Source organism: Streptomyces sp. NPDC058955, assembly GCF_042741435.1.
GTDB lineage: Bacteria > Actinomycetota > Actinomycetes > Streptomycetales > Streptomycetaceae > Streptomyces.
The window spans coordinates 153,309-167,866 of record NZ_JBHYKM010000004.1; the positions used below are offsets into that span (position 1 = coordinate 153,309).

Below are 14,558 nucleotides of genomic sequence, written 5' to 3' on the forward strand. Positions count from 1 at the left end.
ACTTGTCCTTTGGGGGGCTGCTTCTGTGGGTTATACGCCCCTGTCTCCGCGGGGGCCGCCCCCGCCTCTGGACCGCTCCCCGGGGGGTGCGGGCCTTCGCACGGAATCCTCCGGACGGCTCAGGCCGCCAGCAGACGCTCCAGGACGAGCGCGATGCCGTCCTCCTCGTTCGAGGCGGTCACCTCGTCCGCGACCGCCCGCAGCTCCGCGTGCGCGTTGCCCATCGCGACCCCACGCGCGGCCCAGCCGAACATCGGGATGTCGTTGGGCATGTCGCCGAAGGCGATGGTGTCCGCGGCCTTGACCCCGAGCCGGCGCGCCGCCAGCGAGAGGCCGGTGGCCTTGCTCAGCCCGAGCGGCAGGATCTCCACGATCCCCGGACCCGCCATGACCACGTCGACCAGACCGCCGACGGTGGCCCGCGCGAGCGCGGTCAGCTCGTCGTCGGTCATCGCCGGGTGCTGGATGTAGAGCTTGGTGAGCGGCGCCGCCCACAGCTCGGCCGGGTCCTCGTACGGCACGTACGGCAGCGGACCCTCCTGCGCCCGGTAGCCGGGGCCCATCAGGACCTCGCCCTCCAGACCGTCCCGGCTGGCGGCCAGCGCCAGCGGGCCGACCTCCGCCTCGATCTTGGAGAGGGCGAGCCCGGCGAGCTGCCGGTCCAGGGTCAGGGAGGTCAGCAGCCGGTGCTCACCGGCGTGGTAGACCTGCGCGCCCTGGCCGCACACCGCGATCCCCTGGTAGCCGAGGTCGTCGAGGATGTGCCGGGTCCAGGGCACCGCCCGGCCGGTGACCACGATGTGCGCGGCGCCCGCCGCCGTGACGGCGGCGAGGGCGTCCCGCGTACGGTCCGAGACGGACTCGTCGGCCCGCAGCAGCGTGCCGTCGAGGTCCGTCGCGACCAGGCGGTAGGGGAAGGGGCTCACTTGGCGATCGGCTCCAGGACCTCGCGCCCGCCCAGGTACGGCCGGAGGACCTCCGGGACGCGCACCGAACCGTCGGCGAGCTGGTGGTTCTCCAGGATGGCGACGATCGTGCGCGGAACGGCGCACAGCGTGCCGTTCAGCGTGGCGAGCGGCTGCACGGTCTTCTTGCCGCCCTGCTCCTCGCGCATGCGCACCGAGAGGCGGCGGGCCTGGAAGCCGTCGCAGTTGGACGCCGAGGTCAGCTCGCGGTACTTGCCCTGGGTCGGGATCCACGCCTCGCAGTCGAACTTGCGGGAGGCGGAGGCGCCGAGGTCGCCGGTGGCGACGTCGATCACCTGGAAGGGCAGCTCCAGGGAGGTGAGCCACTGCTTCTCCCAGTCCAGGAGCCGCTTGTGCTCGTTCTCCGCGTCCTCGGGCGCGACGTACGAGAACATCTCGACCTTGTCGAACTGGTGGACGCGGAAGATGCCGCGGGTGTCCTTGCCGTACGTGCCGGCCTCGCGGCGGAAGCAGGGCGAGAAGCCCGCGTACCGCAGCGGCAGCTTGTCGGCGTCGATGATCTCGTCCATGTGGTACGCGGCGAGCGGGACCTCGGAGGTGCCGACCAGGTAGTAGTCGTCCTTCTCCAGGTGGTACACGTTCTCCGCGGCCTGGCCGAGGAAGCCGGTGCCCTCCATGGCGCGCGGGCGGACCAGCGCGGGGGTGAGCATCGGGATGAAGCCGGCCTCGGTGGCCTGCGCGATCGCCGCGTTGACCAGGGCGAGCTCCAGGAGGGCGCCGACGCCGGTCAGGTAGTAGAAGCGCGAGCCGGAGACCTTGGCGCCCCGCTCGACGTCGATGGCGCCGAGCGCCTCGCCCAGCTCCAGGTGGTCCTTGGGCTCGAAGCCCTCGGCGGCGAAGTCGCGGATGGTGCCGTGCGTCTCCAGGACGACGAAGTCCTCCTCGCCGCCGACCGGCACGTCCGTGTGGACGATGTTGCCGAGCTGGAGGAGGAGCGCACGGGCCGTCTCGTCGGCCTCGTTCTGCTCGGCCTCGGCGGCCTTGACGTCGGTCTTGAGCTGCTCGGCGCGCTGGAGGAGCTCGGCGCGCTCCTCCGGGGTGGCCCTGGGGATCAGCTTTCCGAGCGCCTTCTGCTCGGAACGGAGCTCGTCGAAGCGGACGCCGGACGACCTGCGCCGCTCATCGGCGGAGAGCAGGGCGTCGACGAGGCCGACGTCCTCTCCACGGGCGCGCTGGGAGGCGCGAACACGGTCGGGGTCCTCACGGAGCAGGCGAAGGTCAATCACCCCACCAGGCTACCGGTGCGCGCTCGCGCGACCCCACCGGATATGCGGGCGCGTGTTGGTATGCCCGAATTGACGGTCTTCGGAATTCTGTGGAATCGAGTTATCCACAGGGTGTGCGGAAGTTCTGTGGATTCCCGGCCCGCCACCTCCGAATTACGTGATCAAACACGATTCACGCACTCATTTCGAGGGGAATCGCTCGCTCCGGAGGGTGAGTGCCGTGGGGTCGCTCTGACGTGGACCGCTGTGGGATCTGTGGACGGAGGGCATCCGCGCGAGGGGTGACGAGGGCGATTTGTCGACCTTGTCGGAGGCGGGTGTCGACTTGTCCCCAGCCTGCGGACCGAGCCTGTGGATAACTGCGTGGAGAAAGCTAAAAGTATGCAGGTAGGACTAATGATGCCTGCCTGTGGACGAACGAACGCACGAGAGGCGCCGCTCGGTCAGTATCGCGGTCAGGCCCTGCCGTCCTGGGCCCTCGCCAGCCAGTCGGAGGCAGCCGTGAACTCCTCGTCCGAGGTCCCCCGCCGCAGCGGCCTGACGTCCGCGCGGGACGCTCCCGCCCGCGGATACGAGCCGAGGAAGCGCACCTGCGGACAGATCCGCTTCAGACCCATCAGCGCCTCGCCGACCCGCCGGTCCGAGACATGGCCCTCGGCGTCCACGGCGAAGCAGTAGTTCCCGATCCCCGCCCCGGTCGGCCGGGACTGGATCAGCATCAGGTTCACCCCACGCACCGCGAACTCCTGGAGGAGTTCCAGAAGGGCACCCGGATGATCGTCACCCAGCCACAGCACCACCGAGGTCTTGTCCGCGCCGGTCGGCGCCGCCGGCCGGGCCGGCCGGCCCACGAGCACGAAACGCGTCTCCGCGTTCTCCGCGTCGTGGATCTCCTTGACCAGGGCCTCCAGGCCGTACGTCGCCGCCGCGAACTCGCCCGCGAAGGCCGCGTCGAACCGCCCCTCCTGCACCAGCCGGGCCCCGTCTGCGTTGGACGCGGCCGACTCCCACACCGCCTCCGGGAGGTGCTTGCGCAGCCAGTTGCGCACCTGCGGCTGGGCCACCGGGTGGCCCGTGACCGTCTTGATGTCCGACAGCGCGGTCCCGGGGCGCACCAGCAGCGCGAAGGCGATCGGCAGCAGCACCTCGCGGTAGATCATCAGCGGCTCGCCCGAGGCCAGCTCGTCGAGGGTCGCCGTCACCCCGCCCTCGACCGAGTTCTCGATCGGTACGAGCGCGGCGGCCGCCTCCCCGTTCCGCACGGCGTCGAGCGCGGCCGGGACGGAGACCATGGGGACGAGCTCGCGCGTGGCCGCCTCGGGCAGGCTCCGCAGCGCGGCCTCCGTGAAGGTGCCTTCGGGGCCGAGGTAGGTGTACCGGGTGGCGGACATACCGTCACCCTAATGCGCCCCGGCGCCCGCGCCCGTCCCGTCTCAGTCCTCAAACGGGCGTCGGGCCGGCCCCCCGGCCCGCCGTCGGGCTCAGCCCTCCAGCAGCCGCTGGCCGACGTACTCGCCCTCGGCGGCCCCGCCCGGCGCGGCGAAGAGCCCGCTCGACTCGTGCCGGATGAACGCGGACAGCGCGTCGCCCCGGTCGAGCTTGCGCTGCACCGGCACGAAGCCGCGCAGCGGATCGGCCTGCCAGCAGACGAAGAGGAGCCCGGCGTCCGGGGTGCCGTCCGCGCCGATCCCGTCGTGGAAGGAGAAGGGCCGGCGCAGCATCGCCGCCCCGCCGTTCTGTTCGGGGGCGGAGATCCGGGCGTGGGCGTTGTCGGGGATGGCGAGCTTCCCGTCCGGGCCCCGCTTGTCGAGGTCCAGCGGGGTCGTCTCCGAACCGCCGGACAACGGCGCCCCGTCCGCCTTGCGGCGGCCGATGACCCGCTCCTGCTTCTCCCCGGACAGCCCCTCCCAGTCGTCCAGGAGCATCCGGATCCGCCGCACGACCGCGTACGAGCCGCCGGCCATCCAGTCCTGGGCGCCGGTCGCCCCGGCCGGGACGAAGATCCGCCGGTCGAAGTCGGGGTCGGTGGGCTTCGGGTTGTTGGTGCCGTCGACCTGGCCCATCAGGTTCCGGGCCGTCATCGGACGGGCGGTCGCCCCGGCGGAGCGGTTGAAGCCGTTCATCTGCCAGCGCACCCGGGCCGCGTCCCCGGCGTCCTTATGGAGCGCGCGCAGCGCGTGGAAGGCGACCAGGGCGTCGTCCGCCCCGATCTGCACCCACAGATCGCCCTCCGAGCGCTTGGGGTCGACCGCGTCGGAGGAGAAGGCGGGCAGCGGGTCCAGCTGCGTCGGGCGGCGGGCGGTCAGCCCCGTCCGGTCGAAGAAGGTGCGGCCGAAGCCGAAGGTGACGGTGAGGGAGGACGGGCCCGCGTCCAGCGCGATCCCGGTGTCCCCGGACGGCGCCCCGCCCGCCATCAGCGTCCGGGCCGTCGCCGACCAGCGGCGGAGCAGCGCGGCGGCCTCCTTGCGGCCGGCGCCCGGTGCGAGGTCGAAGGCGACCAGATGGCCGCGCGACTGGAGCGGGGTGGTGATGCCGGGCTGGTGCCGCCCGTGGAACGCCACCTCGGTGGCCCCCACCGTGGTGAGGGCCGGGGAGCCGCCGGCGCCGGGTGCGGAGTCGTCCCCGGAGACGGCCGACGCGATCCCGGCACCGCCGGCGGCGCCGATGACGAGGCCGGCGGCGCCCGCCGCGCCGACGGTGCCGAGCAGCCGGCGCCGGGAGATGTCGAGGTGGCCGTCGTCGGACGCCGGGGTGGAGGCGTCGTCGGACGCGGGGCCGGTCACGGGGTTGCTCACGGTCATTCAGCCGATCTTGATGTTCTTCTCGATGGTGGTCTGGTCGATCTCGGAGGTGCGGACCGTCACCTGGACGCGCCATTCGCCGGGCAGCGGGAGCTGCACGCCGCTCGCGCTCCAGTGGCCGGTCTGGATCCGGTCCGGGGCGACGGGCAGCGGGCCGACGCCCTTCTCCTCCAGGGTGAGGTTCACCTTGATCTCGGGGACGTCCAGCGGCTTGCCGTTGGGGCGCTCCACGAAGAGGTGCAGGGCGTTGGCGCCGGTGCGGCCCGGGTCGAGGCTGAGCCGGACGACGCCCCGGCCGTCCACACCGCCGGTGTCGAAGGGCAGCCGGATGTCCACCGGACGGTCGGGGACCGCGGCCGAGCCGGCGGTCGTCCCGCCGGCGCGGGCGGCCTCCTCCTCGGTGCGGCCGGGTTCGGTGGAGGTGAGGACGGTGGTCACGGCGAGCAGGACGACGGCCACGGCGGCCTCGGTCAGCACCGAGCGGCGCAGCCCGGTCCGCTCCGGGTCCGCGTCCCGCGCCTTCTTCCGCCGGGCGGTGGCCATGGCGGCGCGCTGCCGCGCGAGCTGGGCGGCCCGCTCGGCATCCGGCGCCTCCTCGGGGCCCTGCTCCTCAGGCTCCTCTTCACCGGAGTCCGGATCCGCCTCGGAGTCCGCGGCGGCGGCCGTACCCGCCTCCGCACCCGCTTCCGGCTCCGTCGCCGGCTCCGCTCCGGCGGTCCGGTCCGCCAGCCGCTGGGTCCAGCGGCGGGATATCCAGGCGATGCCGACGAGCACGCCCATCAGGCCGATCTTGACCAGGAGCAGCTGCCCGTACCGGGTGCCGGTGAGGGCGGACCAGGAGCCGACCTGGCGCCAGGACTGGTAGAGGCCGGTGGCCACCAGGACGGCGACCGAGGCGAAGGCGACGCGGGAGAAGCGCTCGACCGCCGCGCGCTCCACCGAGGGCGCCCGGTAGAGGGCGACCAGCAGGGTGGTGAGCCCGCCGAGCCAGGCGGCGACGGCGAGCAGGTGCAGGATGTCGACGGGCATGGCGATGCCCGGCTGGATGCCGGTGGAGGCGTGCTCGGCCAGCGCCCAGGTGCCGGCGATGCCCGCGGCGACCACGGTGCCGCCGAGGCCCAGGCCGAAGGCGAGGTCCTTGCGCTCCTTCGGGTCGGTGCGCCGGGCGTACGCGCCGAAGAGGACGGCGACGAACAGCGCGGCGGCCCCGAGCAGGAGCAGCCGGGAGGTGAGCGCGGCCCCGGTCTTGGTCTGGAGCACGGCCTGGAGCCCGGCGAGGTCGAAGACGTCGGCGAGCTTGCCGGAGCCGGTGTAGGGGCCGCGCAGCAGCAGCATGACCAGGGTGGCGCCGGTGAGGGTGAGCCAGCCCCGGACGACGGTCTGCTGCACGGGCCGGACGCCCGCCCCGCGCGGCCAGCACAGCAGCACGAAGGCGCCGCCGCCGACGAGGACGGCGAAGCCCGCGTACGACAGATAGCGCGCGATCCCGTAGAGGGCGCCGACGATCCCCCCGCCGGGCGCCTGCTCGGGCAGGGCGACCGAGGTGGCGGAGGGGGCGCCGATGGAGAAGGTGAAGGCCCCGGCGATGGGGTGGCTGTCGGCGGAGACGGTCTGCCAGGCGACGGTGTAGGTGCCGTCCGGCAGACCGGCCCGCAGGGCCACGCCGTACTTGACGACGGCGCCGCTGCACAGGTCGATGATCTCGCCGGTGTCGGCGCGCCGGCCCGAGGGGTCGAGGACCCGGATCGAGTCGGCGCTCATCGCGACCTGTTCCGAGAAGGTGAGGCCGACCTCCTCGGGGGCGGTGGCGACCACCGCCCCGTCCTTCGGGTCGCTCCCGGTCAGCGCCGCGTGCGCGGAGGCGGGGGCGGCGCCGGCGAGGAGCACGCCCAGGAGCGTGGCCGCGAGGACCAGCATCCGGGTCAGGGCGGTGCCGAGGCGCGGGGCGGTGGGTGTCGTCACTGTGTCACTCCGTCAACGGCTCAGTGCTGCTGCGGGTTGTGGTTGGGCGCCTCGACGGGCAGCTCGACCGTGATCGGGTCGGCCTTCTCGAAGTGCAGCTCGACGCTGACCTTCTCGCCCTGCTTCGGCTTCGACTTCAGTTCCATGAACATGAGGTGGTTGCCGCCCCGGGCCAGCTTCAGCTCGCCGTTGGCGGGGATGTCGAACGCCTTCACCGCCTGCATCTTCTGGTTCTTCGTCTCGTGCATGGTGACGTCGTCCGAGAGCGGGCTGGTGACCGAGGTCAGCTTGTCGGCGGTGCCACCGGTGTTCTGGATGGTGAGGAAGCCGCCGGCCATGTCCATCACGGGCTGGGGCATGTACGCGCCGCTGACCTTCAGCTCGGGCTTTCCACTGTCGGACGAGCACCCGGTGAGCGCGAGAGCGGCGGCGAGGGCCACGGCGGCGGACAGGGCGGTGGTGCGGCGGGTCACGGGTTCTCCCCCTTGATGATCTTCGGCAGGTCCTTGGCGTAGTCGTCGACGGTGGCGTCCTCCCCGTACAGGACGTAGCCCTGGTCGGTGGTGGGGGAGAAGGCGACGACCTGGGCGCCGTGCATGGAGACGACGGTGCCGTCGGCCTCCTTCTTCGGCGGGTCGATGCCGATGCCGATCGAGCGGGCGCCCGCCTGGATCTTCGCGAAGTCGCCGGTGAGGCCGGTGAAGGACGGGTCGCCGGCCGCGGGCAGCCACTTGGCCAGCGAGGCGGCGGTGTCCCGCTCCGGGTCGGTGGTGACGAAGACGACCTGGAGCTTCTCCTGGTCGGCCTTGGGGAGCTGCTTCTTGGCGATGGCGATGTTGCTCATCGTCAGCGGGCACACGTCGGGGCAGTTGGTGTAGCCGAAGTAGATGAGAGTCGGCTTGCCCTTGGTGCGCTCGCGCAGGTCGTAGGTCTCGCCCTTGGTGTCGGTGAGGACGAGGTCGGGCTTGGTGAAGGGCCGGTCGAGGACGGTGGCGGCCCGGCCCTTCTCGGCGGTGCCGCCCTCGATCTGGACGAAGCCGGAGGAGGTGTCCTTGGTGTCGTCGCCGCCGAGGCCGACCGCGGCGGTGATGCCGAGGGCGGCGACGATCGCGACGGCGGCGACGATCAGCGGGGTGCGCCGCCCGGGGCGGCCTTCGGGGCCGTCCCCGTCGCGCCGCGAGGGGGACGTCTTCTCAGTGGACATGAGGGTTCTGTCTTTCGGAGTGCTGAGGTGCTGGCGGGGGCCGTCAGGCGGAGCGGCGGCGTCCGGCGAGGAGGCCGAAGGCGACACCGGCGACGCCGACGAGGATGCCGGCGACGCCGAGGACGCGGGCCGTGGTGTCGGTGGAGGACGCCGAGGCGGTCTCGGTGCCGGAGTGGTCGGCCCGGTCCTCGTGGCCGGCCTTCGCGTCGGCGGAGGAGGAGGCGGAGGCGCTGGGCGCGGTCGTGGTGGTGGCGGAGCCGCCGCCGTGGTGGTCCGCGCCGGCGGCCGAGAGCTTCAGGACGGGGGCCGGGTTCTGCGGCTCCTCGGCGCCCTTCTGCTCCTCGATCCAGCGCACGACCTCGTCGTTGTCGTAGGTCTGGATGGCCTTGAGGACGAGCTGGTCGGTGTCCTCCGGCAGCTGGCCGAGGGAGAGGGGGAACTGCTGGAACTGGCCGGGGCCGATCTTCGAGCCGTCCGCGGTCCAGGTGACCTTGGAGACGGCCTCGTTGATCTGCTTGCCGTGCAGCGTCAGCGGCTTGTCCAGCTTGGACTTGGTGACGACGGCCTTCCAGCCCGGGACCGGCTGCGGCATGACGGAGGCCAGCGGGTGGTCGAGCGGGAAGTTGACCTCCAGCTTCACGGTGGAGGCGTTGTCGCGCTCGTTCGGGACCTTGATGTTCACGGTCGCGTAGCCGCCCTGGGCGGCCTCGCCCTCGGGCTGCACGCTGACGTGCGCGAAGGCCGTGCCCGAGAGCAGGACGACGGAGGCGGCGGCGGTGCCGGCGGCGAGGGCGACGCGGGACAGGTTCATGGAAGACACTCCGGCTCGATGAGGGGCCCGCGGAGGGAACCCCGGAGGAGGAAGGCGGTCCGGACCGGCACACCGGGGCCACGGGCGGAGCCGGGCGGGTGGGCGCGGACGGGCGCGGTCCCGCTCCCTCGTGGAGCGGACCGCGTCAGGCTGCGAGGACGCAGGCGGCGGCCGGGGGGCCGCGGCGGATCACCGTGTGCTGGAGTGCCCCGGCCACCGGCGGCGGCGCGGAGTCGGAGGCGGTACGGGGCCGGCCGCGCGGACCGGCCGGGGCCAGCGTCGCCAGACCGGCGAGCAGGACCCGTACGAGCCGGAGCGCGGCGCGCAGCGAGCGCACCAGGGTGCTCTCGGCCAGCTCGGCGGCGCCCTGCCCGGAGAGATCGACGAGCCGGACCAGGGCGAGGTCGCCCCGGCGCAGCAGCCAGCCGGCCACCAGGGCGGCGAGCAGGTGCCCGAGGACCATCGGCAGGCTCGGCAGCAGTGCCTCGGGGGCCGCCGCGGCGGCCCCGTGCATGCCCGCGTGGGCGTGCGCGGCGGCCGGGTCGATCCCGGCGCGGTCCAGTATCCCGGCGGCGTCGCCGGGCGTCAGGGAGGCGGCGCCCGCCCCGCAGACGAGCTTGGCCGCCATGCGTACCAGGGTGTCGTCGGCCTGGGTGTCCAGGGCGAGCTGCCGCTGGCCGAGACCGAAGAGCAGATGGAGTCCGAGCTGGCCGCCCGCGAGGGCGGCGACGACGAAGCCGAGGGAGCGCTCGCGCCCGGTGAGCAGGACCGTGCACCCGAAGACGCCGAGGAATCCGGCGAGGAGGGTCCACAGGGCGATGCCCGCGCAGGCGGCGAGGGCGTGTCCCAGCGCGGACAGCACGACGCAGACCGCGGTGAACACCGCGGCCCTCAGCAGCCGTGGAGCGAGCGCGGGGGCAGACATGGCGGCCCCATCATCGCACCAGGGCACCCGCCTTCATGAGGCAGGTCCGCAAGGTCGTTCTTGCGGGTGTTCGGGAGGACATACACCGGCCTCGGGGCCCGTCACATCCGCCGAACGGGGGCTCTTGACCGGTTCGCGCGCTTACGGACGGCCGTCCCCGGCAATAGCTAGGGGTATGTCGAGCCGCTGCCGGGAGGCTGGAGCATGAGCATCTGGTGGTCACTCCATCTGCGGCGCGAGGCCGCGAGCGTGCCGCTCGCCCGGCGCCTGTTCCTCGGCACCATGGAGACGGCCGGGGTCGATCCCGACGTGTCCTACGAGCTGTCGGTGGCCCTGACCGAGGCGTGTGCCAACGCGGTCGAGCACGGCGGTGGCGCCGCCGCGGGCCGCGGCTCGGAGGCGTACCGGGTGACGGCCTTCCTCGACGGCGAGACCTGCCGGATCGAGGTCGCCGACGCCGGTCCCGGCTTCACCGGGGCACCGGCGGGCACCGCCCCGGCGGCCGGTCCGGACGCGGAGCACGGGCGCGGGCTGCGGCTGATCGAGGAGCTCTCCGACCACGTCCACTTCGGCCGCTCGGGCCGCGGCGGAGCGGTGGTCAGCTTCGACAAGATCCTCAAATGGCGGGACAGCCCGTCCCTGCTGATGGCCTGAGCGCGCGGAAGGGCCCCCCCCGGAGTCGGCGGGGGCCCTTCGCGGCGCGCGGGGTCAGCCCTTCAGGGCCGCCATCCACGCCTCGACCTCGTCGGAGCGGCGCGGCAGCTGGTCCGACAGGTTCCGGTTGCCGTCCTCGGTGACGAGGATGTCGTCCTCGATCCGGACGCCGATGCCGCGGTACTCCTCCGGCACGGTCAGGTCGTCGGCCTGGAAGTAGAGCCCGGGCTCGACGGTCAGGCACATGCCCGGCTCCAGCGTGGCGTCGACGTACGCCTCGGTGCGCGCGGCGGCGCAGTCGTGGACGTCCATGCCGAGCATGTGGCCGGTGCCGTGCAGGGTCCAGCGGCGCTGGAGGCCCAGCTCCAGGACGCGCTCGACCGGGCCCTCGACGAGGCCCCACTCGACGAGCTTCTCGGCGAGCACGCGCTGGGCGGCGTCGTGGAAGTCGCGGTAGGCGGCGCCGGGCTTCACCGCGGCGATGCCGGCCTCCTGCGCCTCGTACACGGCGTCGTAGATCTTCCGCTGGATGTCCGTGTACCGGCCGTTGATCGGCAGGGTGCGGGTGACGTCGGCGGTGTACAGCTCGGTGGTCTCGACGCCGGCGTCGAGGAGGAGCAGGTCGCCGGAGCGGACGGCGCCGTCGTTGCGGACCCAGTGGAGGGTGCAGGCGTGCGGGCCGGCGGCGCAGATGGAGCCGTAGCCGACGTCGTTGCCCTCGACGCGGGCGCGGAGGAAGAAGGTGCCCTCGATGTAGCGCTCGCTGGTCGCCTCGGCCTTGTCGAGGACCTTGACGACGTCCTCGAAGCCGCGGGCGGTGGCGGCGCACGCCTTCTCCAGCTCGGCGACCTCGAAGGCGTCCTTGACGAGACGGGCCTCGGAGAGGAAGACCCGCAGCTCCTCGTCCCGCTCGGCGGTCACCTTGTCGGTGAGGGCGGCCTCGATGCCGGCGTCGTGGCCGCGCACCGCGCGGACCGGGCCGGTGGCCTCCTTGAGGGCGGCGGCGAGCTCGCGCACGTCCTTCGCCGGGATGCCGAGCAGCTGCTCCGCCTCGGCGAGGGAGTGGCGGCGGCCGACCCACAGCTCGCCCATGCCGTCGAGCCAGAACTCGCCGTTCTCGCGGTTCGAGCGCGGCAGCAGGTAGATCGTGGCCTGGTGGCCGGTCGCGGTCGGCTCCAGGACCAGGACGCCGTCGTGGGTCTGGTCGCCGGTGAGGTACGCGTACTCGGTGGCGGCGCGGAAGCTGTACTCGGTGTCGTTCGACCGGGTCTTCAGGTTGCCGGCCGGGATCACCAGGCGCTCGCCCGGGAAGCGGGCGGAGAGCGCGGCCCGGCGCGCGGCGGTCTCGGCCGCCTGCGGGATCGGCGCGAGCCCGGTCAGCTCCGTGTCGGCCCAGCCGGACTTCATGTTCTCGGCGAGCTCGTCGGAGACGCCCGGGTACAGGCCGTTCTTCCGCTGCTTGATCGGCTCTTCGGCCTCGTCCGGGGTCTCCGGAGTGAGCTCATCGGCCACGGGTCTGCCTCCTCTTGGTACGACACTGAACCCCCTCCATCGTACGGTCGTACGGAAGGGGGCCCAGGGCCGGAGGACCTGTTACCGAGCGGTCACCGGTGCGATCAGTCGAAGCGGGCGGCGAGCAGCACCACGTCCTCGCCCTCCACGGCCGGGTCGAGCCCGTCCGGGAGGACGGTCCGCAGCACGTGGTCGGCGATCGCCCCGGGGTCGTCCCGGTCCGCGCGGGGCACGCTCGCGGCCGCCGCGTGGAGCCGGGCGAAGGCCCGGTCGATGGGATCGCCGGTACGCCGCAGCAGCCCGTCCGTGTACAGCAGCACCGTTTCTCCAGGCGCGGGGGACAGCTCCACGCTGGGCGCCTCCCAGCAGGAGAGCATCCCGAGCGGGGCGGAGAGCGAGGTCTCGACGTACTCGGTGCGGCGCTCGCCGACGAGCAGCGGCGGCGCGTGGCCGGCGCCGGCCAGGACGAGCCGGCGGCGGGCCGGTTCGGCGTAGGCGAAGAGGGCGGTGGCCGAGCGGGCCGGCTCGGTGAGCCGGAGCAGCAGCTCCAGGTCGGAGAGGACGGCGACCGGGTCCTCGCCCTCCATCACGGCGTACGCCCGCAGCGAGGCGCGCAGCCGTCCCATCGCGGCCAGGGCGCTCGGCCCTGTGCCGGAGACGGAGCCGACGGCGAGGCCGAGGGCGCCCTCGGGCAGCGGCAGGGCGTCGTACCAGTCGCCGCCGCCGCGGGGGCCGGTGCGGTGGCGGGCGGCGAGGCGGACCCCGGGGACGCGGGGGAGCCGGCTCGGGAGCAGCTCCTCGGCGACGGTGGCGACCTGGACGCGGGCGCGCTCGACCTGGAGGAGGCGGGCGAGGTGTTCGGTGGCGAAGCGGCCGTAGAGGCCGATGAGGTGGCGCTGGCGGTCGGTGGGGGCGGCCGGCTCGTCGTAGAGCCAGACGCCGGCGCCGATCCGGCCGGCCTCCTCGGTGGCGAGGGGGAGGGCGTAGCTGGCGGCGTAGCCGAGGCGGGCGGCGACCTCGCGGTGCCGGGGGTCGAGCCCCTCCTCGGTGCGTACGTCGTGGATGGCGATGGGCTCCGGGACGCGGCTCGGATCGGACGGGTCGGGGAGCCCGTCGAGGAGGCGGCCGTAGCTGGTGGCGCCGCGGGGCACGGTCTCGATGGTGCCGAGGTCGGCGTGGGCGAGGCCGAGGCCGACGGTGGCGGTGGGGCCGAGGCCGTCGGCGGGTTCGAGGACGGCCATGCCGCGGCGGGCGCCGACGAGGGCGGCTCCGGCGCCGAGGAGTTCGTGGAGGGCCTCGTCGAGGGTGGCGGTCCTGATGAGCCGCTCGGTGAGTTCGTGGAGGGTGGTGAGGTCGGAGACCCAGCCGGCCAGGCGGTCCGTGATCAGCGCGCCGGGCGCGGGGGCCGCGTCGGCCGGTGCCGCCGCGGCGGGGACGCCCGCGAGGGGCGCCTTAGTGTGCGGTGGAGCGGGAACCGTGGAATCGATTCCGGCCACTTTCGGAAGGTGCTTCGGCAGGTGTGGGGAGCTCATCTCGGTCGGCTTTCCGACCGGTGCGTTTGACGCCATGGCATCGCAAACCCCCATGTCATATTGCGCCGCTCGATGTCTCCACATGTACACGCACCCGAGGAGCGATGTCCAGCATTGTCCCCGTGGGACTTGTGGTGTCCGGGTGGCGTTCCGGGAGCTGGTGCGCAGGGGTTGAAGTGGGCTGGAAGTTGGCTGAAAATTACCCCCGGTGTGCACCATTTGCGGTCGACTGGCGTCGTTTGAAAGCGCGTCATTCTGAGCGTGCGGGGTACGTAATCGATGACAGGCAGGGGCAGTTGACAGCGCCCCGGGATCGAGAAGCGGAACCCCGGCGTCCTAGGTGCCGCAGGCCGCAGCCCCTCCCCGCGTGGCGGGGATCGTGTTCTGAACCGGCTTCGACCTGACTGTGACCCGGCCCCGTTCCGGCCGGCCCCGCCCCGGGCGGGCGACGCACCGCCGACGCTGTACGCGCTGATACGCACGGTGAAGAGATCTGCACGTGGTGTGATGTGGATTCGGCGTTCAACGGAAAGGAACGAGCGCTCATGCGCGAGATCCTCGGAAGGCGACGCAGGCTCCGGTTCCGGCGCGAGGCGAGGGCCGCACGGCAGGACGCGGCGGTCACCTTCGCGGTCCAGTGGGACTGGCCCGTCCTGCCGGGCGTGGGACTCGAGGAGCCCGCCCCTAAGACGAAGACCGCCGGCGACGGTGGCGGGCCGGTGTGCGCCTGCCCCGACCCGGACTGCGTGGTCCCCGGCGCCCACCCCTTCGACCCCGGCCTGCTCGCGGCGACCACCGACGAGCGGATGATCCGCTGGTGGTGGACCCGGCGCCCGGACGCCCCGATCGTCCTGGCCACCGGCGGCCGCGCCCCCCGCCCGGGGGGCCGCCCCGCCCCCGCGGGGGCGCCGGGCCCGCGGGGGCGCGGCCGGCTGGGGCTGGGGC

General features: G+C 73.4%; 13 protein-coding genes. 2 read left to right on the top strand and 11 right to left on the bottom strand.

All coding sequences use genetic code 11. The annotated features are described in order from the left end of the window. Window positions 1-119: 119 nt before the first annotated feature. The 9 genes from ACFW1I_RS03550 to ACFW1I_RS03590 all read right to left on the bottom strand — a co-directional run bounded on the left by ACFW1I_RS03550 (window position 120) and on the right by ACFW1I_RS03590 (window position 9,915). A complete protein-coding gene (locus tag ACFW1I_RS03550) occupies window positions 120-926 on the bottom strand; it encodes an HAD family hydrolase (protein WP_384665647.1) in 807 nt (268 codons plus the stop codon). After that, entirely contained in the window at window positions 923-2,212 is a 1,290-nt protein-coding gene (gene serS / locus ACFW1I_RS03555; protein WP_384665649.1) for a serine--tRNA ligase, read from the bottom strand. Before serS ends, ACFW1I_RS03550 begins: the two co-directional genes overlap by 4 nt. A 455-nt stretch (window positions 2,213-2,667) precedes the next feature. Continuing rightward, the gene (pheA, locus tag ACFW1I_RS03560) at window positions 2,668-3,603 is read right to left on the bottom strand and encodes a prephenate dehydratase (protein ID WP_384665651.1); all 936 of its coding nucleotides are present in this window, start codon (window positions 3,601-3,603) and stop codon (window positions 2,668-2,670) included. A gap of 90 nt (window positions 3,604-3,693) precedes the next feature. Then, window positions 3,694-5,013, bottom strand: a complete 1,320-nt coding sequence (gene efeB, locus ACFW1I_RS03565) for an iron uptake transporter deferrochelatase/peroxidase subunit (RefSeq protein WP_384665653.1) — start codon at window positions 5,011-5,013, stop codon at window positions 3,694-3,696. Beyond that, a complete protein-coding gene (locus ACFW1I_RS03570; RefSeq protein WP_384665676.1) occupies window positions 5,014-6,930 on the bottom strand; it encodes a copper resistance CopC/CopD family protein in 1,917 nt (638 codons plus the stop codon). It lies immediately after the preceding gene. 65 nt (window positions 6,931-6,995) lie between these two features. Next, window positions 6,996-7,448, bottom strand: coding sequence for a copper chaperone PCu(A)C (locus ACFW1I_RS03575; RefSeq protein WP_384665655.1), 453 nt, complete (start codon window positions 7,446-7,448; stop codon window positions 6,996-6,998). Then, the gene (locus tag ACFW1I_RS03580; RefSeq protein WP_384665657.1) at window positions 7,445-8,179 is read right to left on the bottom strand and encodes an SCO family protein; all 735 of its coding nucleotides are present in this window, start codon (window positions 8,177-8,179) and stop codon (window positions 7,445-7,447) included. The genes ACFW1I_RS03575 and ACFW1I_RS03580 overlap by 4 nt, the downstream gene beginning before the upstream one ends. Before the next feature lie 43 nt (window positions 8,180-8,222). Then, window positions 8,223-8,990, bottom strand: a complete 768-nt coding sequence (locus ACFW1I_RS03585) for a YcnI family protein (protein ID WP_384665659.1) — start codon at window positions 8,988-8,990, stop codon at window positions 8,223-8,225. Between the two features lie 145 nt (window positions 8,991-9,135). Next, a complete protein-coding gene (locus ACFW1I_RS03590) occupies window positions 9,136-9,915 on the bottom strand; it encodes a hypothetical protein (RefSeq protein WP_384665661.1) in 780 nt (259 codons plus the stop codon). A gap of 204 nt (window positions 9,916-10,119) precedes the next feature. Here ACFW1I_RS03590 and ACFW1I_RS03595 point away from each other — a divergent pair, with 204 nt between their 5' ends. Continuing rightward, a complete protein-coding gene (locus ACFW1I_RS03595) occupies window positions 10,120-10,569 on the top strand; it encodes an ATP-binding protein (protein WP_384665663.1) in 450 nt (149 codons plus the stop codon). 54 nt (window positions 10,570-10,623) lie between these two features. Here ACFW1I_RS03595 and ACFW1I_RS03600 read toward each other — a convergent pair whose 3' ends face one another. Beyond that, a complete protein-coding gene (locus ACFW1I_RS03600) occupies window positions 10,624-12,081 on the bottom strand; it encodes an aminopeptidase P family protein (RefSeq protein WP_384665665.1) in 1,458 nt (485 codons plus the stop codon). 104 nt (window positions 12,082-12,185) lie between these two features. Beyond that, a complete protein-coding gene (locus ACFW1I_RS03605; protein ID WP_384665667.1) occupies window positions 12,186-13,667 on the bottom strand; it encodes a PP2C family protein-serine/threonine phosphatase in 1,482 nt (493 codons plus the stop codon). Between the two features lie 491 nt (window positions 13,668-14,158). On the opposite strand from ACFW1I_RS03605, the gene ACFW1I_RS03610 reads away from it, so the two are divergent. Continuing rightward, a partial coding sequence (locus tag ACFW1I_RS03610) for a bifunctional DNA primase/polymerase (RefSeq protein ID WP_384665669.1) occupies window positions 14,159-14,558 on the top strand: 400 nt, incomplete at its 3' end.

Excerpts from the sequence above, each read along its gene's own strand:
- ACFW1I_RS03605 (WP_384665667.1), bottom strand. The coding sequence starts at position 13,667 with ATGGGGGTTTGCGATGCCATGGCGTCAAACGCACCGGTCGGAAAGCCG.
- pheA (WP_384665651.1), bottom strand. The coding sequence starts at position 3,603 with ATGTCCGCCACCCGGTACACCTACCTCGGCCCCGAAGGCACCTTCACG.
- ACFW1I_RS03590 (WP_384665661.1), bottom strand. The coding sequence starts at position 9,915 with ATGTCTGCCCCCGCGCTCGCTCCACGGCTGCTGAGGGCCGCGGTGTTC.
- ACFW1I_RS03585 (WP_384665659.1), bottom strand. The coding sequence starts at position 8,990 with ATGAACCTGTCCCGCGTCGCCCTCGCCGCCGGCACCGCCGCCGCCTCC.
- ACFW1I_RS03595 (WP_384665663.1), top strand. The coding sequence starts at position 10,120 with ATGAGCATCTGGTGGTCACTCCATCTGCGGCGCGAGGCCGCGAGCGTG.
- ACFW1I_RS03580 (WP_384665657.1), bottom strand. The coding sequence starts at position 8,179 with ATGTCCACTGAGAAGACGTCCCCCTCGCGGCGCGACGGGGACGGCCCC.
- efeB (WP_384665653.1), bottom strand. The coding sequence starts at position 5,013 with ATGACCGTGAGCAACCCCGTGACCGGCCCCGCGTCCGACGACGCCTCC.
- ACFW1I_RS03570 (WP_384665676.1), bottom strand. The coding sequence starts at position 6,930 with ATGCTGGTCCTCGCGGCCACGCTCCTGGGCGTGCTCCTCGCCGGCGCC.